Origin of the sequence: Massilia sp. BSC265, from assembly GCF_000740675.1 — a bacterium.
Lineage (GTDB): Bacteria > Pseudomonadota > Gammaproteobacteria > Burkholderiales > Burkholderiaceae_D > Telluria.
On record NZ_JPXI01000037.1, the window covers coordinates 80,803 to 106,605 of the forward strand.

General features: G+C 66.2%; 23 protein-coding genes. 9 read left to right on the forward strand and 14 right to left on the reverse strand.

Features of this window, described 5'->3' with window-relative positions:
- Nucleotides 1–74: 74 nt before the first annotated feature.
- The 5 genes from MA09_RS17240 to MA09_RS25075 form a co-directional block, all read right to left on the reverse strand.
- Complete coding sequence (locus tag MA09_RS17240) at nucleotides 75–1,559, reverse strand: efflux transporter outer membrane subunit (RefSeq protein WP_036251210.1); 1,485 nt, start codon at nucleotides 1,557–1,559, stop codon at nucleotides 75–77.
- Between the two features lies 1 nt (nucleotide 1,560).
- The gene (locus tag MA09_RS17245) at nucleotides 1,561–4,752 is read right to left on the reverse strand and encodes an efflux RND transporter permease subunit (RefSeq protein ID WP_036251212.1); all 3,192 of its coding nucleotides are present in this window, start codon (nucleotides 4,750–4,752) and stop codon (nucleotides 1,561–1,563) included.
- 4 nt (nucleotides 4,753–4,756) lie between these two features.
- Nucleotides 4,757–5,968 carry an efflux RND transporter periplasmic adaptor subunit gene (locus MA09_RS17250; protein WP_036251214.1) on the reverse strand — a complete coding sequence of 404 codons (1,212 nt, stop codon included), beginning with the start codon at nucleotides 5,966–5,968 and terminating at the stop codon, nucleotides 4,757–4,759.
- A 343-nt stretch (nucleotides 5,969–6,311) separates the two neighbouring features.
- On the reverse strand, nucleotides 6,312–7,148 hold the full coding sequence (locus MA09_RS17255; protein ID WP_036251217.1) for an alpha/beta hydrolase: 837 nt from the start codon (nucleotides 7,146–7,148) through the stop codon (nucleotides 6,312–6,314).
- Nucleotides 7,145–7,363: a hypothetical protein gene (locus tag MA09_RS25075; RefSeq protein WP_036251221.1), complete on the reverse strand. Its 219-nt coding sequence runs from the start codon at nucleotides 7,361–7,363 to the stop codon at nucleotides 7,145–7,147. Before MA09_RS25075 ends, MA09_RS17255 begins: the two co-directional genes overlap by 4 nt.
- Nucleotides 7,364–7,503: 140 nt before the next feature.
- On the opposite strand from MA09_RS25075, the gene MA09_RS17265 reads away from it, so the two are divergent.
- The 4 genes from MA09_RS17265 (at nucleotide 7,504) to MA09_RS17280 (ending at nucleotide 10,545) form a co-directional block, all read left to right on the forward strand.
- Complete coding sequence (locus MA09_RS17265; protein WP_036251223.1) at nucleotides 7,504–8,463, forward strand: LysR family transcriptional regulator; 960 nt, start codon at nucleotides 7,504–7,506, stop codon at nucleotides 8,461–8,463.
- A 49-nt stretch (nucleotides 8,464–8,512) separates the two neighbouring features.
- The gene (locus MA09_RS17270; RefSeq protein WP_036251225.1) at nucleotides 8,513–8,956 is read left to right on the forward strand and encodes a DUF962 domain-containing protein; all 444 of its coding nucleotides are present in this window, start codon (nucleotides 8,513–8,515) and stop codon (nucleotides 8,954–8,956) included.
- A gap of 165 nt (nucleotides 8,957–9,121) precedes the next feature.
- Entirely contained in the window at nucleotides 9,122–10,060 is a 939-nt protein-coding gene (locus MA09_RS17275; RefSeq protein WP_036251227.1) for a DMT family transporter, read from the forward strand.
- Nucleotides 10,057–10,545, forward strand: a complete 489-nt coding sequence (locus MA09_RS17280) for a GNAT family N-acetyltransferase (RefSeq protein ID WP_036251230.1) — start codon at nucleotides 10,057–10,059, stop codon at nucleotides 10,543–10,545. The genes MA09_RS17275 and MA09_RS17280 overlap by 4 nt, the downstream gene beginning before the upstream one ends.
- 322 nt (nucleotides 10,546–10,867) lie before the next feature.
- Here the strand turns inward: MA09_RS17280 and hutI are convergent, their stop codons facing one another.
- The 9 genes from hutI to ada form a co-directional block, all read right to left on the reverse strand.
- Nucleotides 10,868–12,100, reverse strand: coding sequence for an imidazolonepropionase (gene hutI, locus MA09_RS17285; protein ID WP_036251233.1), 1,233 nt, complete (start codon nucleotides 12,098–12,100; stop codon nucleotides 10,868–10,870).
- A complete protein-coding gene (locus tag MA09_RS17290; protein ID WP_036251235.1) occupies nucleotides 12,093–12,698 on the reverse strand; it encodes a HutD family protein in 606 nt (201 codons plus the stop codon). Before MA09_RS17290 ends, hutI begins: the two co-directional genes overlap by 8 nt.
- Nucleotides 12,695–14,074 carry a formimidoylglutamate deiminase gene (locus MA09_RS17295; RefSeq protein WP_036251238.1) on the reverse strand — a complete coding sequence of 460 codons (1,380 nt, stop codon included), beginning with the start codon at nucleotides 14,072–14,074 and terminating at the stop codon, nucleotides 12,695–12,697. The genes MA09_RS17290 and MA09_RS17295 overlap by 4 nt, the downstream gene beginning before the upstream one ends.
- Entirely contained in the window at nucleotides 14,071–14,859 is a 789-nt protein-coding gene (hutG, locus tag MA09_RS17300) for an N-formylglutamate deformylase (protein WP_036251240.1), read from the reverse strand. Before hutG ends, MA09_RS17295 begins: the two co-directional genes overlap by 4 nt.
- Nucleotides 14,860–14,877: 18 nt before the next feature.
- Nucleotides 14,878–16,425 (reverse strand): histidine ammonia-lyase, encoded by a 1,548-nt coding sequence (gene hutH / locus MA09_RS17305; RefSeq protein WP_036251242.1) that lies wholly within the window; start codon nucleotides 16,423–16,425, stop codon nucleotides 14,878–14,880.
- A gap of 23 nt (nucleotides 16,426–16,448) precedes the next feature.
- Complete coding sequence (gene hutU, locus MA09_RS17310) at nucleotides 16,449–18,140, reverse strand: urocanate hydratase (RefSeq protein WP_373887853.1); 1,692 nt, start codon at nucleotides 18,138–18,140, stop codon at nucleotides 16,449–16,451.
- A 234-nt stretch (nucleotides 18,141–18,374) separates the two neighbouring features.
- Nucleotides 18,375–20,045 carry an amidohydrolase gene (locus tag MA09_RS17315; protein WP_036251247.1) on the reverse strand — a complete coding sequence of 557 codons (1,671 nt, stop codon included), beginning with the start codon at nucleotides 20,043–20,045 and terminating at the stop codon, nucleotides 18,375–18,377.
- A 95-nt stretch (nucleotides 20,046–20,140) separates the two neighbouring features.
- Nucleotides 20,141–20,839 carry a 2OG-Fe(II) oxygenase gene (locus MA09_RS17320; protein ID WP_036251249.1) on the reverse strand — a complete coding sequence of 233 codons (699 nt, stop codon included), beginning with the start codon at nucleotides 20,837–20,839 and terminating at the stop codon, nucleotides 20,141–20,143.
- Nucleotides 20,839–21,903, reverse strand: a complete 1,065-nt coding sequence (gene ada, locus MA09_RS17325) for a bifunctional DNA-binding transcriptional regulator/O6-methylguanine-DNA methyltransferase Ada (RefSeq protein ID WP_036251252.1) — start codon at nucleotides 21,901–21,903, stop codon at nucleotides 20,839–20,841. The genes MA09_RS17320 and ada overlap by 1 nt, the downstream gene beginning before the upstream one ends.
- A 152-nt stretch (nucleotides 21,904–22,055) precedes the next feature.
- Between ada and hutC the strand changes: the two genes are divergently transcribed.
- The 5 genes from hutC to MA09_RS17350 all read left to right on the forward strand — a co-directional run bounded on the left by hutC (nucleotide 22,056) and on the right by MA09_RS17350 (nucleotide 25,710).
- Complete coding sequence (gene hutC, locus MA09_RS17330) at nucleotides 22,056–22,772, forward strand: histidine utilization repressor (RefSeq protein ID WP_051933549.1); 717 nt, start codon at nucleotides 22,056–22,058, stop codon at nucleotides 22,770–22,772.
- A gap of 93 nt (nucleotides 22,773–22,865) precedes the next feature.
- Nucleotides 22,866–23,285: a response regulator gene (locus MA09_RS17335; protein WP_036251254.1), complete on the forward strand. Its 420-nt coding sequence runs from the start codon at nucleotides 22,866–22,868 to the stop codon at nucleotides 23,283–23,285.
- A 239-nt stretch (nucleotides 23,286–23,524) separates the two neighbouring features.
- Nucleotides 23,525–23,851, forward strand: coding sequence for a thioredoxin TrxA (trxA, locus tag MA09_RS17340; RefSeq protein ID WP_036251255.1), 327 nt, complete (start codon nucleotides 23,525–23,527; stop codon nucleotides 23,849–23,851).
- Nucleotides 23,852–23,993: 142 nt separating this feature from the next.
- On the forward strand, nucleotides 23,994–25,256 hold the full coding sequence (gene rho, locus MA09_RS17345) for a transcription termination factor Rho (protein ID WP_005665081.1): 1,263 nt from the start codon (nucleotides 23,994–23,996) through the stop codon (nucleotides 25,254–25,256).
- A 184-nt stretch (nucleotides 25,257–25,440) separates the two neighbouring features.
- Nucleotides 25,441–25,710: a type B 50S ribosomal protein L31 gene (locus MA09_RS17350; RefSeq protein ID WP_036251257.1), complete on the forward strand. Its 270-nt coding sequence runs from the start codon at nucleotides 25,441–25,443 to the stop codon at nucleotides 25,708–25,710.
- Nucleotides 25,711–25,803: the final 93 nt, after the last annotated feature.

Here is a 25,803-nt window from a genome sequence, read left to right on the forward strand (position 1 = left end):
TGAAAAAAAACGGCGAGTACTTACGCACTCGCCGCAAAGGGCAAAACGCCTGGAGAGGTGGACTACAGGGTCTACTACTTCATTGCGATGGCATTGCCATCTGCTTGGGCGGCGTCCCAGCCGCCGCCCAGTGCGCGGATCAGCGCGACCGTCGTTACCGCACGGTTGCCGCGCAGCTGGACGGCTGTACGCTCGACCGCCGCCAGGTTGCGCTGGGCATCCAACAGTTCCAGGTAGCTGGAACGGCCGGCGTCATACAGCTTCTGCGCCAGGTCGGCCGAACGACGGGCCGCTAACCGCGCCGCGTCGATCTGCTCGGCCTGGCCGGACAGGATGCGCAGGCCGGCCAGGTTGTCCTCGACCTCGGCAAAAGCGTTGAGCACGCTCTGGCGGTAGGTGCCCACTGATTCTTCCAGCACCGCGTAGCTAGCCTCGACGTTGGCGCGGTTGCGGCCGCCGTCGATCAGTGGCATCGAGGTGAGCAAGCCCAACACCCAGGAACGGCTGCTCCACTTGAACACTTCCGACATCGCGCCGCCGACACCGCCGCCGGCCGCGCTGATGGTCAAGGCCGGGAACATGGCGCCGCGCGCCACGCCGATGCGGGCATTCGAGGCTTCCATCGCACGCTGGGCGGCGGCGATGTCGGGCCGGCGTTCCAGCAGCGAGGACGGCAAGCCGGCCGGTATCGCGGGCAGCGCGGCGGCGTCCAGCAGCGGGCTCTTGCCGGCCACGTAGTTCGACGCCGGCTTGCCCAGCAGGACCGCCAGCGCATGCTCGGCGGTTGCGCGCTGGCGCTGCAGGCCGATCGCCTCGGCACGCGCCGTCGCCAGTTCCGTGCGGGCGCGCGACAGGTCGAATTCGCCGATGTCGCCCAGGTCGAAGCGGCGCTGCGTCACTTTGACGCTCTCCTCGCGCAGGCGCACGGCCTGCGCCACCGTCTCCAGCTCGGCATCTAACGCGCGCAGGCGGAAGTAGGTCTGCGCCACGTCCGCCTGCAGCGCCAGCAGCACCGAGCGGTAGTTCGCTTCCGAGGTCGCCGCATCGCTGCGCGCCGCCGACACGCCCGCTGCTACACGGCCGAACAGGTCGACCTCGTAGCTGGCGGTGAGGTTGGCCGTATAGGTGCTCACCGGCTGGGTCGGCGTGCCCTGCGGCAGGTTTGCTTCCAGCGCCGACGGGCGGGCACGCTGGGCACCGATGCCGACGCCGACCTGCGGTGCCCGGTCTGCCGCTGCGATGCCGGCGATCGCCCTCGCCTGCTTGACGCGGCTTGCCGCCACCGCCAGGTTGGCGTTGTTGGCCCCGGCTTCCTCGATCAGGGAGGCCAGCGCCGGGTCATTGAAGGCCAGCCACCACTGGCCGCGCGGCTGCTGCTCGGCCGGCTGCGCGGGCTTCCAGCGTGAGCCTTCCATACCCTCCACTTCGGTCGGCAGCTGGGAGTTACGGAACGCGGTCGGCGTCTCGACTGCCGGCTGTTTGAAGTCCGGGGTGGCGCAGGCGGTGAGCAGCAGGGCCGCCAACAGCGGGGCCACGCCCCGCGCAATCATGCTTTTCATCTCAATGCACTCCTTCCAGGTCCAGGACCGGGGCCTTGGCTTGCGCCACCGGGGCTTTTTTCTCGAAACGCTTGGCCAAGGACCGCAGCAGGACATAGAACACCGGCGTCAGGAACAGGCCGAAGAAGGTCACGCCCAGCATGCCGGCGAACACCGCCACGCCCATTGCATGGCGCATCTCGGCGCCCGCACCGGTCGAGAACACCAGCGGCACCACACCCATGATGAAGGCGATCGAGGTCATCAGGATCGGACGCAGGCGCAGGCGGGATGCTTCCAGTGCGGCCTCGACGACACTGCGGCCGTGGTCTTCCAGCTCGCGGGCGAATTCCACGATCAGGATCGCGTTCTTCGAGGCCAGGCCCACCAGCACGAACAGGGCGATCTGGGTGAAGATGTTGTTGTCGCCGCCGGAGAGCTTGACGCCCACCAGCGCGCACAGGATCGACATCGGCACGATCAGGATCACCGCCAGGGGCAGGGTCCAGCTTTCGTACTGGGCGGCCAGCACCAGGAACACCAGCAGCACGCACAGCGGGAACACATAAATCATGGTGTTACCGGCCAGGATCTCCTGGTAGGTCAGCTCGGTCCATTCGTAGGCGATCCCTTTCGGCAGCGTTTCCTTGGCCAGCTGCTCCATGATGGCCTGGGCCTGGCCCGAGGACACGCCCGGCGCCGCGCCGCCATTGATGTCGGCGGCCACGTAGTTGTTGTAGCGCTGGACGCGGTCCGGGCCGTAGCTGTTCTTCACCTGCATCAGGCTCGAGAGCGGGATCATCTCGCCCTTGTCGTTGCGCACCTTCAGCTGGGCGATCTGCTCCGGCTGCGAGCGGAACTGCGCATCGGCCTGCACGCGCACCTGGTAGGTGCGGCCGAACTGGTTGAAGTCGTTCACGTACAGCGAGCCCAGGTTTACCTGCAGGGTCTGGTAGATGGTCGCCAGCGGCACGCCGAGCTGCTTGGCCTTGACGCGGTCCACGTCCGCGAACAGCTGCGGTACGTTGATCTGGAAGCTCGAGAACACACCCGCCAGTTCCGGCGTGCCCCAGGCCTTGGCCTGCAAGGCCTGCGTGGCCTTGTACAGCTCGTCGTAGCCGAGGTTGCCGCGGTCTTCCAGCATCAGCTTGAAGCCGCCGGTCGTGCCCAGGCCGTTGACCGGCGGTGGCGACAGCACCATGACAAAGGCGTCTTCGACGGTGCCCATGCGCTTGTTGATTTCGGCGGCGATGGCTTCGGCCGACTGCTCCGGCTTGCCCTTGCGCTCGCTGAACGGTTTCAGGCCGGTGAACACGATGCCGGCGTTCGGCGCATTGGTGAAGCCGTTGATCGACAGGCCCGGGAAGGCGATCGAGGACTCCACGCCCGGGATCTCCTTGGCGATGGTCGACATCTTGCGGATCACTTCATCGGTGCGATCCAGCGAGGCGGCATCCGGCAGCTGGGCGAAACCGATCAGGTAGCCCTTGTCCTGGGCCGGCACGAAGCCCGGCGGCACGACCTTGAACATGAACACCGCGGCAATGCCCAGCACCAGGTAGACGCCCAGCGTCGCGCTCTTCCTGCGCAGGACGGTCTTCACGCCGCCTTCGTAGCTGTGCGAGGCACGGCCGAAGAAACGGTTGAAGGCGGCGAAGAAGCGGCCCAGCACCTTGTCCATGGCGCGGGTCAGGCGGTCCTTGGGCGCATCGTGGGCTTTCAACAGGGCGGCCGACATGGCCGGGGCCAGGGTCAGCGAAACGAAGGCCGAGATCACGGTCGAGATCGCGATGGTCAGGGCGAACTGGCGGTAGAACTGGCCGGTCAGGCCCGACACGAAGGCGATCGGCACGAACACGGCGCACAGCACCAGGGCGATGGCGATGATCGGGCCCGACACTTCCTTCATGGCCTGGATGGTCGCGTCATGCGGCGACAGGCCGTTGCCGATGTTGCGCTCGACGTTCTCCACCACCACGATGGCATCGTCGACCACGATGCCGATTGCCAGGACCAGCCCGAACAGCGACAGGGTATTGATCGAGAAGCCGAACATCAGCATCACGGCGAAGGTACCGACCACCGACACCGGCACCGCCAGCAGCGGGATGATCGAGGCACGCCAGGTCTGCAGGAACACGATGACGACCAGGGCCACCAGCACCACGGCTTCCAGCAGGGTCTTGATCACCGAGTCGATCGACTCGCGCACGAACTGGGTCGGGTCATACACGATGCTGTACTCGACGCCTTCCGGGAAGTCTTTTGAGAGCTCTTCCATCTTGGCGCGCACGTCGCTTGATAACTGCAGCGCATTGGCGTTCGGCGCTTCGAAAATCGGGATCGCCACCGCCGACTTGTTGTTCAGCAGGGAACGCAGCGCGTACGAGCTCGAACCCATCTCGAGGCGTGCCACGTCCTTCAGGCGCGTGACGGCGCCGTCCTCGCTGGCCTTGACCACGATCTCGCCGAATTCCTCGACGGTCGACAGACGGCCCTGGGTGTTGACGGTCAGCTGGAACTCGGCATCCTTGCTCGGCCCCTGGCCGATCACGCCGGCCGCGACCTGCACGTTCTGCTCGCGGATGGCGGCAACGACATCGCCGGCGGTCAGGTTGCGCGCCGCCACCTTCTGCGGGTCGAGCCAGACGCGCATGGCGTAGTCGCCCGAACCGAACAGCTGGACGTCGCCCATGCCGTTCAGGCGCGCCAGCTGGTCCTTGATGTTCAGCACCGCGTAGTTGCGCAGGTACAGGTCGTCATAACGGCCGTCCGGCGAATTCAGGTGCACCACCATGGTCAGGTTCGGCGAGCTCTTCACCGTGGTGACGCCGATCTGGCGCACTTCCTCGGGCAGGCGCGGCAGGGCGCGCTGCACCCGGTTCTGCACCTGGCTCTCGGCGCGGTCGATGTCGGTACCGATCGCGAAGGTCAGGGTCAGGGCCAGGGCGCCGTCCGAGGTGTTCTGGGAGCTCATGTAGAGCATGTCCTCGATGCCGTTGATCTGCTCTTCCAGCGGCGCGGCGACGGTTTCCGCGATCACCTTCGGGTTCGCGCCCGGATACTGGGCACGCACCACCACCGAAGGCGGCACCACCTCGGGATACTCGGACACGGGCAGCTGGAAGATCGAGATCAGGCCGCCCACGAAGACGATCACCGACAGCACGACCGCGAAAATCGGCTTGTCGACGAAGAAGCGTGAAAAGTTCATGGCCTCACTCCTTGGCGGCGGTGTTCAGCGCCAGCTTGGTGCCGGCCTTGGCCGCAGCTGCAGCGACGACGGCATCCATCGGCACGATCTGCGGCGTGACCGGCGCCCCGGGGCGCACGCGCTGCAGGCCGTTGACGACGATCTTCTCGCCCGCCTTCAGCCCCGAACGCACCACGCGCATGCCGTCGACCACCGGGCCGAGAGTGACCGGACGGTACTCGGCCTTGCCGTCGGCGCCCACTACCACCACGAACTTGCGGCTCTGGTCGGTGCCCACCGCGCGGTCGTTGATCACGATGGTGTTGCTGGCCACGCCGCTGCCCACCTGCACGCGAGCGAACAGGCCGGGGGCAAGCGCACGGTCCGGGTTGGCCAGGGTGGCACGCATGCGTACGCTGCCGGTGCGGGCGTCCAACTGGTTGTCGACGAATTCGAGCTTGCCTTCGTGCGGGAAGCCTTCCTCGTTGGCCAGGCCGACCTTCACCACTGCACCTTCTGCGCGCTGGGCGCGGGTGCCGACGCGCAGGTAGGTCTGCTCGTCGCCGTCAAAGCTGGCGTAGATGCGGTCTAACGAGACCACCGAGGTCAGCACGGCGCTGGCGTCGACCAGGTTGCCGAGGGTGATCTCGGCCTTCGACACGCGGCCGTCGATCGGCGCGGTGACGCGGGTATAGGCCAGGTTCAGGCGCGCCGCCTCGAACTGGGCCTGGGCAGCGCGGGCATTGGCGTCGAGCTCCTTCTGGGCGGCCGCCTTCTCGTCGAACTCGCGCTGGGCGATGGCTTTATCGGCGAGCAGGCGCTCGGCGCGCTGCAGTTCCAGGCGCGCCAGGTCGGCACGGGCGCGGGCCGCGTTGGCGGTTGCGCCGGCGCGGTCGGCTTCGGCCTGGTAGGGACGCGGGTCGATCACGAACAGCACGTCGCCCTTCTTCACTTCGGCGCCCGGCTTGAAGTTGACAGCGGTGATGTAGCCGCTGACGCGCGAACGGATCTCGACGGTTTCCACCGCTTCCAGGCGGCCCGAGAATTCCTGGGTCTCGGCCACCGGCTTTTCGATGACGACCGCGGCCGAGACCGGCGGTGCCGCGGGTGCTGCGGCGGCTGCGTCGTCCTTGCTGTTGGCGTCGGCGCAGCCGGTGAGCACGGCGCCAGCCAGGCCGGCGGCGGCGAGCAGGCCGACGAGTGTTCTTACCTTGCCCACGGTTTGTTGGTTATTCATGATCAACCTTTCTTATTGAGGAGACAAAAACTTCCCTGTCGACGCCGGGTGCGAGCCGGAGTCGAAGAAAAAAGAGGGCCTGTCCACGCCTGCAGGCGTGGATGCCGGATTCGTTACTGGTCAGGAGGCCGCGCCCTCAGCGCGGCCGGGGCGATGGCGTCAACAGCGCATGCTGCGCAGGCAGACGCCGGTGTCGGCAGGTGCTCGTTTCATGGCTCACCTCTCTCTGAAGACGATCCCTCACGTCGCCGAAGCGACGGATTTTGGGAAAAAACGGGCCCTCCCCGTGCTCGCGGCACGTGGTTCATGGAAGGCAATGATTGTTAGGCTTGGTGCTGGCTGGTCAGCGATCCAGTCCCGCAAGGAAGGTTGCGATCTCGCCAAGCGCGTGCACCTTGCATGCACATTCGTTGCGCCCGTCGGGTTCCTGCAGGGGAGCCGGCGGCATGCGCCGCACCGTGGTGCGTACGCCGGCGTTGATCAGTTTGGCGCCGTATTGTTCGGCCTCGTCGCACAATGGGTCGTCCTCGGCGGAGAGGATCAGGGCCGGCGGCAGGTTTTTCAGCCGGGTCGAACGCAGCGGCGAGGCGTACGGATGCGCGCGGTCTGCGGCGTGCGGCAGGTAGCCCCGGTAGGCGGCGGCGCAGTCGCTGGTGACCTTTTCGCGGTCCGGGCAATGGTTCATCTGGCGCATCGAGCACGTGGACAGGCCGGGGTCGAGCATCGGCATGATCAGGATCTGCCCGGCCAGCTTGGGAGCGGCGCGGTCGCGCGCCATCAGGGCGCAGACGGCAGCCAGGTTGGCGCCGGCCTCGATGCCCATCACCACCAGTTTCTTGCCGGACCAGCCGAGCTTGGCCTTGTTCTTCGTGGTCCACAGCAGCACGGCATGCGCATCTTCCACCGCAGCCGGGAAAGGCTTCACCGTCGCCAGCGTGTAATTCGAGGCGAGCACCACGCGTTCTTCGCTGCACAGGGCCAGGTGGCGCAGCACGTCGTCCGCTTCCTGCAGGTCGCCGGACACGAAGCCGCCGCCGTGGAAGAACACGATCAGCGTGTCGCGCTTGGTGGCAGTGCCAGCCGTGTAGAGGCGCGCCGCCAGCGGACCTTCGGCGCCGCCGACCTGGAGCTCGCGTACCTCGACCGCGCCCGCCCGGACGTCTTCCAGCACTGCGCTCATGGGCGGCCTCCTTCGTTGGCCACGGCCCAGCGGCCGGCTCCGCCGTCGACGCATGGCTCGCCACAACGCATCTCGACCTGCATCGAGAGCGCCTTCAGGCCGCGCGCTTCCGCGCCGGCAGCCTGCGAATAGGCGTCGGTCCCCAGCAGGCCTGCCAGCGCTACCCCGCTCAGGGCCACTGCTACCGTGGTGAAGATTCCGTCCCGAATGCGCATGTCCAGCTCCGTTGTGTGTTTACTTTTTGTTGCGATGCACACACTATAGCCATGGACTACAATCAGATAAAGATGTCAATAACGAATTGATTGTTCAGATTAACGAACAATCGGCCAAATCAGGAAATGGGAGGGCTCTCATGAACAAGCTCCAGGCCATGGAAGTGTTCATCCAGGTGGTCGACTGCGGCAGCTTCACCAAGGCGGCGGAAATGCTGAACCTGCCCAAGGCGACGGTCTCGACCCTGGTCCAGACGCTGGAATCGGCGCTGTCGGTCAAGCTGCTGCACCGCACGACACGCCAGGTGATGATCACCTCGGACGGCGCGGCCTACTACGAGCGCTGCGTGCAGATCCTGTCGGACGTGCGCGATGCCGAGGAATCGCTGTCGCGCCACCGCCTCAGCCCCAACGGGCGCCTGCGTGTCGATACACCGACCGGCCTAGCGTCGGAAATCCTGATTCCCGCCCTGCCTGCGTTTTTCGAGCGCTACCCGGACATCACCCTGGAACTGGGCAGCACCGACCGTCCGGTCGACCTGGTCGAGGAAGGGGTGGATTGCGCCGTGCGCGGGGGCGAACTATTCGATACGAACCTGATCGCCCGCCGTATCGGCGTGATCAACTTCGTCACCGCCGCCGCCCCCAGCTACATCGAACGCTACGGCATGCCGCAGCACCCGCGCGACCTGGAGCGCCACCGCTGCGTCAACTACTTCTCGGCCAAGACCGGCAAGATCTCCAAATGGGATTTCACACGCGACGGCGAACGCATCGAGGTGGCGCTGCCCGGCTCGATCGCCCTGAACGACTCGAACGCCTACGTGCAGGCGGGGCTGGCCGGCCTTGGCGTCATCATGATGACGGACTACCTGCTGGCCCAGCACATCACGGCCGGGCGCATGGTGCAAATACTGCCCGAATGGAGCAGCGACCCGCTGCCGGTGCACGTCGTGTACCCGCAGAACCGCCACCTGTCGGCCAAGGTGCGCGTGTTCGTCGAATGGATTTCCGAGCTGTTCGCGGCGCATCCCAACTTGCGCCTGCAGGCGCCGCGGCCTGCATTGCCGATAGCGGAAACCGAGGCGGAGACAGTGTAGAATCGACGCAAAAACGTCGGGCAAAACAAGAGAGCACACGGAGACAGACATGGACCACCGCTCACCGCGCAACATCGACCTGCTGCTGGCGCGCTACGCCGAAAGCCACCGCAACCACACCAACGAGATCATCCACTTCGTGTGCATCCCGCTGATCGTCCTGAGCCTGCTGGGCATCCTGTGGGCGATCCACCCGGTAGTGGCGCTCGCGGCGACGCTCGCCTCGCTCTACTACTACACGAAGCTGTCGCGCGGGTTTGCCATCGGCATGGGCGTGATGAGCGCCGTGATGCTGGGCTTGCTTGCGCTGATGCCGGACATGACGGTGCTGCCGGTGTCGATCGCGATCTTCGTGGTGGCCTGGATCGGGCAGTTCATCGGCCACAAGATCGAGGGCAAGAAGCCCTCCTTCTTCGAGGACCTGCGCTTCCTGCTGATTGGGCCGCTGTTCGTGCTGTCTTTCCTGTACCGCCGCATGAATCTCGCTTATTGAGCGTAGCGTGGGCGGGTCTCCCGCCCACGCGGCGATCGTTAACGGATGAAGAGACGTGCGGACCGATCTCGCGTCGTTTGACCGCGTGGGCGGCAAAGCCGCCCACCCTACAAAAACCGCATATCCTACGGTGCGGGAAAGCGCGGGAGCACGTATACTCGCGCGATGCCTTCTTCCGTCCTCTTTACCGTCGCCTCCCTGATCTGGGGCTCGACCTTCTTTGCCATCACCCTGCAGCTGGGCGAAGCGCCACCCGCCGTCTCGGTGGCCTACCGGTTCTTCCTGGCCGCGGCCACGCTGTTCCTCATCTGCCTGGTGCGCCGCGACAGCCTGCGCCTGCCGCTGCGCACCCATGGCTGGATGGCGCTGCAGGGCGTGCTCACCTTCTGCATCTCCTACCTCTGCACCTATCAATCCGAGCAGTACGTGGTCTCTGGCCTGGTGGCGGTGGTGTTCGCGCTGATGGTGTTCTGGACGCCGCTCCTGAGCAGCCTGTTCTTCGGCACCGGCATCAGCCGCCGCACCGTCGCCTGCGGGGTGGTCGCGATCGCCGGCGTCGCCCTGCTGTTCTGGCATTCGATCGGCACCGCCTGGCGCGATTTCCAGGCTGGCGGCAGCCCGGCCTTCATCGCCGGCGTGATCCTCGCCCTGGCCGCGACCATCGCCAGTTCGGCCGGCAGCATCGTGGTCACCAAGGTGAAGGAACAATGCGACAACCTGCCGCTCACCATGGCCTGGTCGATGCTGTGGGGCGCCTGCCTGGTCACCGTGTGGTCGCTGGCGCACGGCGACCGTTTCGTGATCCCCAGCAGCGCGACCTACTGGGCCGGCCTGGTCTACCTGTCGATCTTCGGCTCGGTCATCGCCTTCTTCGCCTACTTCACCCTGATCGGGCGCATCGGCGCGCAGAAGACCGTCTACATCGGCGTCATCACGCCGGTACTGTCGGTACTGCTGTCGGTCAAGCTCGAAGGCTACCGTCCCGGCCCGGTCGAATTCGCCGGCATGGTCCTGTGCCTGGCCAGCGTGGCCTGGGCCCTGCGCGCACCCGCAGCCAAACCTGTGCAATCCGCAAACCTGAACAATCCACTCGAGACACCATGAGCACTTTTACTATCCGTCCCGCCCAGCCGCTTGATGTCACCCACATCCATTCCATGATCGTGGAGTTGGCCGTGTTCGAAAAACTCGAGCACCTGGTGGTGGCCACCGAAGACCTGCTGCACGAAGGCCTGTTCGGCGAGCGCCCCTCGTGCGAAGCCATCATCGGCGAGGAGGACGGCGAAGTGGTGTGCTTCGCGCTGTTCTTCCATAACTTCTCGACCTTCCTGACCAGGAAGGGCCTGTACCTCGAAGACCTGTATGTGCGCCAGTCGCACCGCGGAAAAGGCTATGGCACGAAGATGCTGACCCGCCTTGCTCGAATCGCGGTCGAGCGCAACTGCGGCCGCTTCGAATGGTCAGTGTTGGATTGGAATGAGCCGGCAATCCGGTTCTACAAGCAGATGGGCGCGGACATCCTGCCGGACTGGCGCATCTGCCGCCTCACCGGCGAGACCTTGACGGCACTGGCCGAGCGCCGCACCTGAACGCACGCACAAAGAAAAACCCACGGGGCCGGGAGGCGCCGTGGGCGAACCCATTTTCGTCAAATGGGGAGGGGAGATGGTGAATCACACGCTTGACACTATAGGCGTGGATTCTTAATGATCAATTAAGCCTTACAACTGCTTACCCTTGTTACGATCAGGTCGCGCAGCGCGCGTTTTCTGCCGCCGTTGAGGTAATAATTCCCGAGACGGAATCTCGCGGTTTGACGCGAGTCAAGCGAATCGGATTCAGAAAGGGTTTGCTTGTGTATGCGTAAGGGATACAGGCCTTCCCGTCTCCATTACGCCTCACACGCAGGTCTCACACGCTGATGTGCGCGGGCCGTACGGCGCCGCCATTGACGACGCTGCGGCAAGGATTCGAACCCATGGCATACGCCAGGTCGGCCGGGCGGGCAATGTCCCACAGGGCCAGGTCGGCCTGCTTGCCCACTTCCAGCGAACCGATGTCGCCATGCAGGCCAAGGGCGCGCGCCGCGTGGATCGTTGCGCCTTGCAGCGCCTCCTGCGGCGTCAGGCGCCACAAGGTGCAGGCCATGTTCATGGCCAGCAGCAAGGAAGTCATCGGCGAGGTGCCGGGGTTGCAATCGGTGGCAATGGCCATCGCTACTTTCGCTTCGCGCAGCGCGCCGATCGGCGGCGGCATCGTCTCGCGCAGGAAGTAGTAGGCCCCCGGCAGCAGCACGGCCACCGTCCCTGCGCGCGCCATCGCATCGATGCCGGCCTGGCTCAGGTATTCGAGGTGGTCGGCCGACAGGCCGCCGTAGCGCGCCACCAGTTCGGCGCCCTGCTGGTCGGACAGCTGTTCGGCGTGCAGCTTGACGGGCAGGCCGAGCGCGCGTGCCGCAAGGAAGATGCGTTCGGTCTGCGCATTGCTGAAGCCGATCCGTTCGCAGAAGGCGTCCACCGCATCGACCAGCCCTTCCCCTGCCAGCGGCGGCAGCATGCGTTCGCACACCTCGAGCACGTAGTCGTCGGCCCGCCCCGCGAACTCCGGCGGCAGCGCATGGGCGCCGAGGAAGGTGGTGGCGACCCGCACCGGCAGGCGCTTGCCGACCTCGCGCGCCGCACGCAGCATGCGCGCCTCGGCATCCAGCGCCAACCCATAGCCCGACTTGATCTCGAGCGTCGTCACGCCCTCGGAGAGCAGCCTGGCCACGCGCGGCAGGCTTTGCGCCAGCAGCGTCTCCGCGTCGGCTTCGCGGGTGGCGCGCACGGTCGACATGATGCCGCCGCCCTGGCGCGCGATGTCCTCATAGCTGGCGCCGTTCAGGCGCGCTTCCCATTCGTTGCTGCGGTTGCCGGCGTGGACGACATGGGTGTGGCAGTCGACCAGCCCCGGCGTCATCCAGGCGCCGCCGCAGTCGTGTTCCGCGGCGGCTGGCGGCGCGTCGCGGCGCGCGCCGAGCCAGGCGATGCGGCCATCCTTGACGGCCAGCGCGGCGTCAACCATCTCGCCGTAGCCATCCACGGCGGTAGGCACCATGGTCGCCAGGTGCACGTTGGTGAACAGCAGGTCCACGGCTTCACTCATAGTGTTCTTCGTCTTCTTCGTCCTGGTGGTACCAGACGTCCACGATGTAGATCATGCCCTGCCCTGCTTCGAGCTTCCATACCGAACCCGGCTCCAGCACCACCGCGTCGAAGCGCACCAGGCCGATGCGCTCGTTTTCGTTGCGCAGCTCGAGCACATCGCCTTCGGCCAGGAACAGCACCGTCACGTCGGCGCGCGCCACGAAGGTGGAACCGCCGGACAGCCGACGCCGGCCGAAAGTGTGGTAGCAGCGCTCGCTGCGCGTCATGGCATTGAAGTCGGTGCTGGCGCCGCGGCCGAGTCTTGCGATGACCTGCGAGCTGCCGTCGAAGGCTGCCACCGGCTCGGTGTCGGTCACCATGAGAGGCTCGCCATCGATCTCGAGCGTCATGCCGTGGCCCTCCACCAGGGCCAGCGTACGGTCGACGCCGGGAAAGCTGGAAAAGGCGCCATCCTTCTCGATGGTGGCCAGGCTCACGCGCCAGTCGAAGTCCTCGAAGCCGGAGTCTGGCGGGCCGATGGCGATTTCGGTCGTGCTGCCGCCGCCGTTCTTCCACGGCACCGGCGACAGTCCCGCAAATGGGATCAGTACGGTCATTGGCTCACCTCTCGCAGTTCATTCATCGCCTGGCGGTAGCGCTGCGTGACCGCGTCCTGCACCACGTGGCGTCCGCCCTGCACCACCCAGCGTCCGCCGCACAGCACATCGCGTACCAGGTTGTCGTTACCGCAGAACAGGAAGCGGCCCAGCACGTCCTCGTCGAGCACGCCGTCCAGGTTCGGATGGTCCCCGTCCAGCACCAGGAGGTCGGCACGCTGGCCTTCCGCGAGCGCCCCCACCTTGCGGCCGGCCGCCTGGGCACCGCCGCGCAGGGCAGTCTGCCACAAGTACTGGCCGACGTCGCGCTGTTGACGTGCGGGTTGGCTCGATACGGCAATATTGCGGCGCTGGTGGAGCAGGCGCTGCCCATACTCGAGCCAGCGCAGCTCCTCGACCGGGCTTTGCGATACATGGCTGTCGCTGCCGATACCGAAACGCCCCCCAAGCTCGATGAAGGCCTGCAGCGGGAACAGGCCATCGCCGAGGTTGGCCTCGGTGGTCGGGCACAGGCCGGCGACGGCGCCGCTGCGGGCGATCGCCGCCACCTCGGCGGCGTCCAAGTGGGTCGCATGCACCAGGCACCAGCGCTCATCGACCGCGACCTGTTCCATCAGGTACTCCACCGGACGCCGCCCGGAGAACGCGATGCTCTGCTCGACCTCGGGCATCTGCTCCGCGATATGGATGTGCAGCGGGCGCCCTGACGGCAGGCCGGCCGCCAGTTCGCGGACCTGGGCAATGCTTGCCGCGCGCAGCGAATGCGGCGCGGCGCCGACTTCGAGCTGGCCGCCGCGCAGGGGCTGCAGCGCTTCGACGATCCGCATGACGTCGTCGACACCGGTGCGGAAGCGCCGCTGCTCGGAACGCAAGGGCTGCTCGCCGAAGCCGGCATGGCTGTACAGCACAGGCAGGAGGGTCAGCCCCATGCCGGTGGCCTGGCCCGCGCTAGCGACGCGCTCGGCGGTTTCGGCCGGCCGCGCATAGGCTTCGCCATCCGGGCCGCGCTGCAGGTAGTGGAATTCGCATAGCGAGGTATAGCCGTGGCGCAGGCATTCCACGAACAGCTGGGCGGCGATGGCCTCGATCTGCTCGGGCGTGATGCGGGCGGCGAAACGGTACATCAGGTCGCGCCAGGTCCAGAAGCTGTCCGGTCCCTCGCCGGCACGCTCGGTCAGACCGCCAAGCGCACGCTGGAAGGCATGCGAGTGCAGGTTGACCATGCCCGGCAGGACGTAGACGGCGCGCGCCACGCCCAGGGGGGCTGCCGCCTGCACGTCGACGCGGGTCAGGTCACCGTGCGCATCCCACTCGAGCAGCACGTCGTGCCGCCAGCCGTCCGGCAGCAACGCGTGGCGGGCGAACAGGGCCCTCATGCGCGCACCCAATGGATGGCGCTGCCGATCATGTCCTTCAGGAGCGGCTGCACCTGTGCCGCGACCTCGGGACGGTACTCGAAGGGCGCCGCTTCGTTCATGTACAGGCACTGGCACATCTCGAGCTGGATCGCGTGCACGCCGTGCTCGGGCTGGCCATACTTGCGCGTGATGTGGCCACCCTTGAAGCGGCCGTTGACCGCGATGCTGAACTGGTCCTGGGCGCGGGCGACGTTCACCACCGCCCCTTCCAGCCCCGGAGCGCAGGACTTGCCGTCGGCGGTGCCGAAGTTCAGGTCCGGCAGGCGGCCTTCGAAAAAGCGCGGCACGATCGATGCGATCGAGTGCGCGTCCCACAAGACCACGCGGCCGAATTCGCGTTTCAGGCGCTCGAGCTCCGCACGCAGCTGACCGTGATAGGGCATCCAGTAAAGCTCGAGGCGCCGCCGCACCTCGGCTTCATCCGGCGTCCTGCCCGGCAGGTAGAGGCTCTCGCGCCCGAAGGTGTCGACCGGGCACAGCCCCGTCGTGTCCATGCCCGGATACAGATTCGTGTTCTCGGGCGGGCGGTTCAGGTCGATCAGGTAGCGCGACCAGCGCGCCGAGATGGTGGACACGCCCATCTCTTCCAGGAAACCGTACAGTTCGGGCAGGTGCCAGTCGGTGTCGGCGCGCGCCGTGGCGCAGGGCGCCATGGTCGCTGCGACCTCGTCCGGGATGTCGGTGCCCGCGTGGGGCATCGACACGAGCATGGGGAGCCTGCCTGCCTTGAACCGGAAATCCATTGCCTCTCCTGATACTTGTTACGGGTGCAGTACGGTGAACAGTTCCTTGCACGAGGCCGACAGCTCGCCGTTCACGACCATCAGGCGCGCGGCCTCGATGTCGGGAGCGAAGAAGCGGTCCGCATCGTAAGGGGCGACACGCGCGCGCAGTTGGGCATGCACATGCTCGAGGTGCTCGGAGCTCCGCAAGGGACGGTGGAACTCGATGCCTTGTGCCGCCGCCAACAGTTCGATGCCGACGATCACGGACGTATTGTGCGCCATCTGATCCAGACGGCGCGCCGCGAAGGTGGCCATGCTGACGTGGTCTTCCTGATTGGCCGAGGTCGGCAGGCTGTCGACGCTGGCCGGATGGGCCAGCGACTTGTTCTCCGAAGCCAGCGCGGCGGCGGTGACGTGGGCGATCATGAAGCCGGAATTCAGCCCCGGCTCTTTCACCAGGAAGGCAGGCAGGCCGGACAGGTTGGCGTCGATCAGCAGCGCGATGCGGCGCTCCGACAAGGCGCCGATCTCGGCGATGGCCAGCGCCAGCGTGTCGGCGGCGAAGGCGACCGGCTCCGCGTGGAAATTACCGCCAGAGATGATCGCCCCGTCCTCGGGGAACAGGAGCGGGTTGTCGGTGACGGCATTCGCTTCGATCAGCAGGGTGCGCCCGGCATTGGCGATCAGGTCCATGGCTGCGCCCATCACCTGCGGCTGGCAGCGCAGGCTGTACGGGTCCTGCACGCGCTCGTCGCCCACCAGGTGCGAGGCGCGGATGGCGCTGCCCGCCACCAGCTCGCGGTAGATCGCGGCGGCGGCGATCTGACCCGGCTGGCCGCGCACCGCATGGATGCGCGCATCGAAGGGAGCGTCGCTGCCGCGTGCGGCATCGACCGACAAGGCACCCGCCACCATGCCCGCTTCGAGCACGCGCTCGGCCATGAACAGGCCGTGCAGGGCCAGCGCGGTCGAGACCTGGGTGCCGTTGATCAGGGCCAGGCCCTCTTTGGCAGCCAGGGTCACCGGTTCGATGCCGGCGGCGCCCAAGGCCTGCTTCGCATCCATCAGTTCTCCACGATAGCGCACCGGACCGACGCCCAGCATGGCCAGGGTCATGTGGGCCAGCGGCGCCAGGTCGCCCGACGCGCCGACCGAACCCTGGCTCGGGATGGCCGGCATGATGCCGGCGTTGTACAGGGCGATCAGGGTCTCGATGATCAGGGGGCGCACGCCCGAATAGCCGCGCGCCAGGCTGCCGATCTTGGTCAGCACGATCAGGCGCACGATGTTGTCGGCGATGAGTTCGCCGGTGCCCACCGCATGCGACAGGATCAGGTTGCGCTGCAGCGCTTCCAGCTGGTCGTTCGGGATATGGGCCTTGGCGAGAATCCCGAAGCCGGTGTTGATGCCGTAGGCAGGGTCGCCCTTGGCGGTGATCTGGTCGACCAGCGCGCAGGAGGCGTTGACGGCCTGCCAGGCTTCCGGCGCGAGGCTCAAGGGCACGTGGGCGGCCCAGACGGCGCGCAGGTCGCGCAGTGTCAGTGCGCCCGGTTGCAGGGTGAGGTGATAGTGCGAGTCGTTCATTTGCTTGCTCAATTCGTGCTCTGTCATTTGATCATCGGGAGATTCAGGCCATTGCGCTTGGCTGTCTCGACCGCGCTTTCATAGCCGGCGTCGGCATGGCGCATCACGCCCGAGCCGCTGTCGTTCACCAGCACGCGTGCCAGGCGGCGTGCCGCGGCCTCGGTGCCGTCGGCAACGATGACCACGCCCGAGTGCTGCGAATAGCCCATGCCCACGCCGCCGCCGTGGTGCAGCGAGACCCAGGTCGCGCCGCCGGCCGTGTTCAGCAAGGCGTTCAGCAGCGGCCAGTCGGACACCGCATCGGTACCGTCGCGCATGGCCTCGGTCTCGCGGTTCGGACTGGCTACCGAGCCGGTGTCGAGGTGGTCGCGGCCGATCACGATCGGCGCCTTCAGCTCGCCCGTGCGCACCATCTCGTTGAAGGCCAGGCCGGCCAGGTGGCGCTCGCCCAGGCCGAGCCAGCAGATGCGCGCCGGCAAGCCCTGGAAGGCGATCCTGCTGCGCGCCATGTCGAGCCAGCGGTGCACGCGCGCATGCTGCGGGAACAGCTCCTTGATCTTGGCGTCGGTCTTGTAAATGTCTTCGGGGTCGCCCGACAGCGCCACCCAGCGGAACGGACCGCGGCCCTCGCAGAACTGGGGACGGATGTAGGCCGGCACGAAACCCGGGAAATCGAAGGCATTCTCGACGCCCTCGTCCTTGGCCACCTGGCGGATGTTGTTGCCGTAGTCGACGGCATAAGCGCCCATGGCCTTGAAATCGAGGATGGCGCGCACGTGCACGGCGCAGGACGCTGCCGCCGCGGCTTTCAGGCGCGCGTGCCGGGCCGGGTCCTGCTGCGCGGCCTTCCATTCCTCGACCGTCCAGCCGGAAGGCAGGTAGCCGTTGATCAGGTCGTGGGCCGAGGTCTGGTCCGTGACCAGGTCGGGCACCAGGCCCCCTAGCCTGGCGCGGCGCACCAGTTCCGGCAGCACGTCGGCCGCATTGCCGAGCAGGCCGATGGAGACCGCTTCGCGCTTGGCCGTGTATTCCTTGACCATCGCCAGCGCCTGGTCGATGTCCTTCGCCTGCTTGTCGAGGTAGCGGGTGCGCAGGCGGAAGTCGATGCTGCTCTGCTGGCACTCGATGTTCAGCGACACCGCACCGGCGAAGGTGGCGGCCAGCGGCTGCGCCCCGCCCATGCCGCCCAGGCCGGCCGTCAGGATCCAGCGCCCGGCCATGTCGCCGCCGAAGTGCTGGCGGCCGGCCTCGGCAAAGGTTTCGTAGGTGCCCTGCACGATGCCCTGGGTGCCGATGTAGATCCAGCTGCCGGCGGTCATCTGGCCGTACATGAACAGGCCCTTGCGGTCCAGCTCATTGAAATGTTCCCAGTCGGCCCATTTCGGCACCAGGTTGGAGTTCGCCAGCAGCACGCGCGGAGCGTCCGCATGGGTGCGGAACACGCCGACCGGCTTGCCGGACTGGATCAGCAGGGTCTGGTCGTCTTCCAGCTCGCGCAGCGAGGCGAGGATCTGGTCGTAGCATTCCCAGTTGCGCGCGGCGCGCCCGATGCCGCCGTAGACGACCAGCGCCTGCGGGTTTTCCGCAACCTCGGCGTCGAGGTTGTTCTGGATCATGCGGTAGGCCGCTTCGGTCAGCCAGCTCTTGCAGGTGAGCTGGCTGCCGCGCGGTGCGCGGATGACGCGCGATGGGTCGAAGCGGGGATCAATGGGCATCGGTGAGTTCATGGCGGCTCCTGGGTTGGAATCAGCAACGAGTCTAGGTTGTCTATACAACCAAGTCAATCCATTTTATCGACGAGCTTGATGCCGTTGCAGGGTGGGCGGCTTTGCCGCCCACGCGGTGATAGTCAGCAGCGAGATCATCCGGCGCGAGAGCGGAGCCGTTTCCTCTCACCGCGTGGGCAGGAAACCTGCCCACCCTACAGTTACCTCAACTCCCCTGCCACCTTATTTCTTGAACACCTGCTTCCCGCCGACCCAGGTCTCCAGCACGCCGGTCTTGAAGATGTCGTAGGTCGGCATGCGGAACAGGTCGCGGTCGATCACGATGAAGTCGGCGTGCTTGCCCGGCTCCAGCGTACCCAGGCTGTTTTCCTGGTGGCCGGCCCAGGCGGCATCCAGGGTGAAGCAGCGGAATGCTTCCTTCAGCGACATCGCCTGGTTCGGGTACCAGCCCGCCACCGGCTGGCCGGCGTGGTCCATGCGGGTGACGGCGGCGTGGATGCCGAAGAACGGATTCGGCGACTCCACCGGGAAGTCCGAGCCGCAGGCGATGCGCGAGCCCTGGTGCAGGAAGCTGCGGCAGGCATAGGCGCCCTTGATGCGCTCGGGGCCGACGCGGGTCTCGGCCATGTTCTTGTCCGAGGTGGCATGGGTCGGCTGCATCGACGGAATGATCCCGATCGACTTGAAGCGCGGGATGTCCGACAGGGCCACGACCTGCGCGTGCTCGATGCGGTGGCGCTGCGCCGAACTCTTCGTGTCCGCGACGCGCTTCTGGTAAATGTCGAGCAGCTGCTTGTTGCCGGCGTCGCCGATCGCATGCACGTTGAGCTGGTAGCCCTTGCGCATGGCCTTGGTCATCATGGCGTCCATCTGCGCCTGCTTGAAGAACAGCAGGCCGTGCGAATGCGGCTCGTCGCTGTAGGGCTTGAGCAGGGCGGCGCCACGGCTGCCCAGCGCGCCGTCGGAATACAGCTTGACGGAGCGCAGCGCGTACATGCCGTCGGCGTAGTCCTTCAGCGGGCCGTTTTTTGCCAACTGGTCAAAATCCTCGCCGGTGCCGCCGATCATGGCATAGACACGGGTGGTGAGCTTCTTCCTGTCCGCATAGTCGCGGTACAGGCGGTCTTCGGCCACGCCGATGCCGGCATCGTGCACGGCGGTCAGGCCCATGCGCGCGAGTTCCTGCAGCGAGCGGTCCAGCATCACGCGGCCCTCTGCCTCGGTCTGGGCCGGCATGACCTTGGTCACCAGTTCCTGCGCCGCATCGACCAGCACGCCGGTGGCTTCGCCGTTCGCATCGCGCACGATCTTGCCGCCGACCGGGTCGGGCGTCGACTTGGTGATGCCGGCCAGCGCCAGCGTGCGGCTGTTGGCCCAGCCGGCGTGGCCGTCCACGCGCTCCAGCCAGACCGGCCGGTCGGACACGATCGCATCGAGTTCGGCGGCGGTCGGGAAGCGGCCCAGCTTCCAGTTTTCCTGGTTCCAGCCGCGGCCGCGGATCCAGGCGTGGTTGGCATTGGCCTTGGCATAGCCGGCGATCGCCTCCATGGCGCCTCCCAGCGAGGTGGTGGCGGACAGATCGAGCTGGGTCAGTTGCTGGCCCAGGCCGAACACGTGGCCATGGGCGTCGATCAGGCCCGGCAGCACGGTGCGGCCCTGCATGTCCACCTGACGTGCGTTCTTCACCTTGGCGCTCACCTCGGCATTGCTGCCGACGGCGAGGATACGTCCGCGGTCGTCAAAAGCCAGCGCGCTGAACTGCACCAGGTCGCCCTTGGCGTTCAGGGTGTAGCCGTTGGCGTTGGTGATGACGGTGTCGGCATGGGCCGACGAAAGAACGCCAAGGCCGGCAAGGACAATCAGGGAAGACAGGGGGATCTGGCGCGCGCGCATGCTTATCAATTCTCCGTTTTTTGTTGGGGCTTTCCGCTCCTTGTGGGCGCGGCACGGAGGAGTGTATAGAAATTTAAGGCCAGGGCATAGCCGCCCTAGCCTGCATCGTGGAAGATGACCCCCAGGGTGTGCCGCGTGCCGCGCCGCAGCCGGCTGACGCCATGGCGCATCGCCACCCGGTACACGCCGCGCGTGCCCTGCACCGGACGCACGTTCACCGGGAACACGACCGCGTCGCCCTGGCTAAGGGGCACCACCTCGGCACGCGACTGCATGCGCGGGCGCTGCTCCGTCAATACGAATTCGCCGCCCTCGAAATCGATGCCCGGCCTGGACAGCAGCACCGCCACCTGCAGCGGGAACACCAGCTCGCCGTACAGGTCCTGGTGCAGGCAGTTGTAGTCGCCTTCGCGGTAGCGCAGCAGCAGCGGCGTCGGTTTCAACTGCCCCGCCGCGTGACAGTGCGCCAGGTAGTCCGCATGCTCCGCCGGGAAGCGGGTATCGATGCCGAGCGCGGCTTGCCAGCGGTTGGCGATGGTGGCCAGCGGCGGATACAGCGTCCTGCGCAGCGCTGCGAGCGAGGCGGGCAGCGGATACGCGAAATACTGGTACTCGCCGCGCCCGAAGCCGTGCTGCTGCATCACGACGCGGCTGCGGAACAGCGCGGGCCGCTCGTACAGGGCGCTGGCAGCCTCGCAATCCTGTGGGGCCAGCAGGCCGGGAATCACGGCGCAGCCGAAGGCATCCAGTTCTTCGGCCACGCGCTCCCAGTCGATCTCCTTCAAGCTAGTCATTACGATGCTGCCTCGCGGTCGAGCAGCGTGCGCTTGCGTTCGATCCCCCAGCGGTAGCCCGACAGCGCGCCATCAAGCCGCACCACGCGATGGCAGGGAATCGCCACCGCCACCGGGTTGGCCGCGCAGGCTCCCGCGACGGCCCGGGCTGCCGCAGGCATGCCGAGGCGCTCGGCCAGTTCGCTGTAGCTCACCGTGGCGCCGGCCGGAATCGCGCGCAGCGCTTCCCACACACGGCGCTGGAAGGCGGTGCCGCGCACGTCGAGCGGCAGGTCGAGGCCGAGGCGCGGCGCTTCCACGAAGCCGACCACCTGCGCCACCGTGCGTTCGAAGTCGGGTTCCGCGCCCACCAGCTCCGCCTGCGGGAAGCGTTCGTGCAAATCCCGCACCAGCGGTTCCGGCTCGTCGCCGATCAGGATCGCACAGATGCCCCGCGCCGTACTCGCCACCAGGATGGCGCCGAGCGAACAGCCGGCGACGGCGAAGCGGATGGTCTCGCCCTGCCCGCCCGTGCGGTAGCGGCCGGGCGTCATGCCCAGCGCGCCGCTGCTGGCTTCGTAGAAGCGCCCGCTCGAGCCGAAGCCGGCCTCGTACAGCGCATCGGTCACGCTCGTCGCCACCGCCAGCCCCTGCTGCAGGCGCGCGGTGCGGCGCGCGCTGGCATAGGCTTTGGGGGTGATGCCGGTATGCGTCTTGAACATGCGGTGGAAGTGGAAGCGGCTCATGCCCACCGCCTGCGCCAGGCTGTCGAGGTCAGGGGTTTCCTCCGCTTCGTCGATCAGCCGGCAGGCCTGCGCCACCGCCGCCGCCTGGCGCTGCGCGAGCGGCGGCTCGGCCGGCCGGCAGCGCCGGCAGGCGCGGAAGCCCGCGGCTTCGGCATCCGCGCAGCTGGCGTGGAAGGCGACGTTGGCGCGCAGCGCCGCACGCGAGGGGCACGACGGCCGGCAATACACGCCGGTGCTGCGCACGGAATAATAGAACTGCCCGTCGGCGTCGCGGTCGCGGGGCTGCACCGCGGCCCAGCGCGCTTCGTCGGTATCAAAGATGCTGGTCATGGCTGTCATGATGAATCCCGGTTCGGTAACAAGATGGAGAGGTACAGCCTAGCCGTGCTGCTACTCCGAGACACTCCGGGTCTTGCTTTCAATTCTCTTTCGACTGCGATGCTAGAATTTGGTGTCGCGGCTTTGCCGCCCATGCCTTCCCGGAGAGTAGTTTGGAAGAACCGATCACGCAAGACAGCACCCCCATTTTCCAGCGCATCAAGGATTACCTGGTCGGCGAGATCGCGTCCGGCCGCTGGAAAGAAGGCGACCTGGTGCCGTCCGAGCAGGCGCTGGTACGCCAGTTCGGCGTCTCGCGCATGACCGTCAACCGTGCGGTGCGCGAACTCACCGCCGAGCAGGTGCTGACCCGGCGCCAGGGTTCCGGCACCTACGTGGCGCCGCAGAAGTACCAGGCGACCCTGGTCGAGATTCGCAACATCGCCGACGAGATCCGCGCGCGCGGCCGCGCCCACCGCAGCCACCTGCGCCTGCTGCGTGCCGAAATTTCCACCGACGAGCTGTCGGCCGAATTCGAGCTGGCGCCCGGCGCCACGCTCTACCACTCGATCATCGTCCACTTCGAGAACGACGTGCCGATCCAGGTCGAAGACCGCTGGGTCAATCCGGAGTGTGCGCCGAACTACCTCGACCAGGACTTCAGCGCCATCACCCCGAACGAGCACCTGATGGCGGCGGCGCCGCTGCAGGGCGCCAGCTATACCATCGAAGCCCAGCCGGCGCCGGGCGAGGTGGCCGCGATGCTGGCGATCGGCGCAGGCCGGCCCTGCCTGGTGCTGCATCGCCGCACCACCTCGGGCGGACGGGTCGCTTCGGTCGCCACAATGTGGCATCCTGGCCACTTGACGCGCTTTACCGGCAGCGTTTGAGGCCCTTGTTCTTCAATCGGTGTTCAATATCTCCACGGGCGTGGAAAACTTCGCCATAATGGCTTCCTTCGAACCGCCATCGACCACGCCCGCATGAAGCCCCCTTCCTTGCCCGCATTGCATGCCGCGCCCCGCCGCGTACTGCTGCTTGACGATGACCGTTTCATGCTCGAGGTGCTGCGCGAGATGCTCGACATGCTCGACGTGGGCGATGGCGCCGGCCCCTTCGACGTCCATGCCGAACTCGACGCGCGGCGCGCGCTGGCGGTCCTGCCGCGCCACGCGCCCGACCTCTTGATCTGCGACCTGGCGATGCCGGAGATGGACGGCATCGAGTTCCTGCAGGCGGCGGCCGGCCAGGGATACAACGGCCGGGTCATCCTGGTATCGGCACTGGAAGACGGCGTGCGCGACGCTGCAACCGAGCTGGCGCGGGCCCTCGGGCTGCAGGTGGCGGGGACCTTCCGCAAGCCCTTGGGGATCGAGCAATTGCGCCTTGCGGTGCAATGTTGAGGTTTTGTACAAACCGGTCCACACTTTTTGAAAAAATGGGGTATTATTCGGCACATCCCCGCCTGACACCCCCTGCCGTCTTTCCATATTGAATTTTGCACACAGTGCCTCCACCATTGTGTAGCAGCTAGTTATTTGATGAGACTGCGCGATAAGCAGTACGCGGAAGTCGGCCAGGCACGCAGGTTTTGGCACTGGCCACAGGCGTTAATTGATCCTTACCTCTTTTGAGGAACATAATGAGCGAAAACATTAAACACATCACCGATGCAAGCTTCGATGCCGAAGTGCTCAAGTCCGAGCTTCCGGTCCTGGTCGATTTCTGGGCCGAGTGGTGCGGCCCGTGCAAGATGATTGCACCGATTCTGGAAGAAGTTGCCCAACAATACGCGGGCAAGCTGGTGGTGGCCAAGGTCGACGTCGACGCCAACCAGGCCGTGCCGGCCCAGTTCGGTATCCGCGGCATCCCGACCCTGATCCTGTTCAAGAACGGCGCCGCTGCTGCACAGAAAGTCGGCGCCATGGCCAAGGGCCAGTTGGTTCAGTTTGTCGACAGCAATATTTGATACTGACACCATGAGCGGCGGCAGCGCGCCCGCGCTGCCGTCATTGTCGGGAAGCGAACCGGCTCCGGTGCTTCCAGTTTAAAAAACCCACGTAGTTCCCTCCCCTACCTTTACTTTCCCGTCACGGGACACCCACACAAACATGCATTTATCTGAACTGAAGGCAATGCACGTCTCCGCGCTGCTGGAGATGGCCATCGGCCTCGACATCGACAACGCAGCCCGCCTGCGTAAACAGGAACTGATGTTCGCGATCCTGAAGAAGCGCGCCAAGCAGGGCGAACAGATCTTCGGCGACGGCGCCCTCGAAGTCCTGCCGGACGGCTTCGGCTTCCTGCGCTCGCCAGACGCCAGCTACATGGCCTCGACCGACGACATCTACATCTCGCCGTCGCAGATCCGCCGGTTCAACTTGCATACGGGTGACTCGATCGAAGGCGAAGTGCGTACGCCGAAGGATGGCGAGCGCTACTTCGCGCTGGTCAAGGTGGACAAGGTCAACGGCGAGTCGCCGGAAGCCTCGAAGCACCGCATCCTGTTCGAAAACCTGACCCCGCTGCACCCGAACGAGCCGCTGCGCCTCGAGCGCGACATGAACGGCGCCGAGAACATTACCGGCCGCATCGTCGACCTGATTTCGCCGATCGGCAAGGGCCAGCGCGGCCTGCTGGTGGCCTCGCCAAAGTCGGGCAAGTCGGTCATGCTGCAGCACATCGCCCACGCGATCACCGCCAACCACCCGGACGTGACCCTGATCGTCCTGCTGATCGACGAGCGTCCGGAAGAAGTGACCGAGATGCAGCGCTCGGTGCGCGGCGAAGTGGTCGCCTCGACCTTCGACGAACCGGCTACCCGCCACGTGCAGGTCGCCGAGATGGTGCTGGAAAAGGCCAAGCGCCTGGTCGAGATGAAGAAGGACGTCGTGATCCTGCTGGACTCGATCACCCGCCTGGCGCGCGCCTACAACACCGTGATCCCGGCTTCGGGCAAGGTGCTGACCGGCGGTGTCGACGCCAACGCCCTGCAGCGTCCCAAGCGCTTCTTCGGCGCGGCGCGTAACGTCGAGGAAGGCGGCTCGCTGACCATCGTCGCGACCGCCCTGATCGAGACCGGCTCGCGCATGGACGACGTCATCTACGAAGAATTCAAGGGCACCGGCAACATGGAAGTGCACCTCGAGCGCCGCCTGGCCGAGAAGCGCGTCTACCCGGCGATCAACCTGAACAAGTCGGGCACCCGCCGCGAGGAGCTGCTGATCAAGCCGGACCAGCTGCAGAAAATCTGGATCCTGCGCAAGCTGCTGTATTCGATGGACGAGATCGAGGCGATGGAGTTCATCCTCGACAAGATGCGCGCGACCAAGAACAATGTCGAATTCTTTGACATGATGCGCCGCGGCGGTTAACGCCGGCGTAGTGTATCGCGCGACAGAGGGCGGCCCACGGGCCGCCCTTTTTCTTGCCGGGAGCACCGAACCGGCTTATAATCGCCGGTTCAGTCCAACCCTGGCAAGTGATCGGCAATCGGGTCAAGAAGCAAGACGACCGACGAAGTGCCGTTTGGCTACCGACTATAGAGAAAGCAACATCATGAAGACCGATACCCATCCGGATTACCGCGAAGTCCTGTTCCACGACGTGTCCTGCGACTTCAAGTTCATCACCCGTTCGACCATCAACACCCGCGAAACCGCTACCTACGAAGGTAAGGAATACCCGCTGGTCAAGATCGAAGTCTCGGCTGAATCGCACCCGTTCTACACCGGCAAGCACAAGATCGTCGACACCGCTGGCCGCGTCGAGAAGTTCCGCCAGAAGTTCGGTTCGGTCGGTTCGAAGACCTCGGTTGCCAACGGCTAATTTGCCCAGGCACCACGCAAGCTCCGGGTCCGCAGGGCCCGAAGTTGCCAGAAAAGAAGCCGGTTCTCCGGCTTCTTTTTTTTTCGCAGCTAT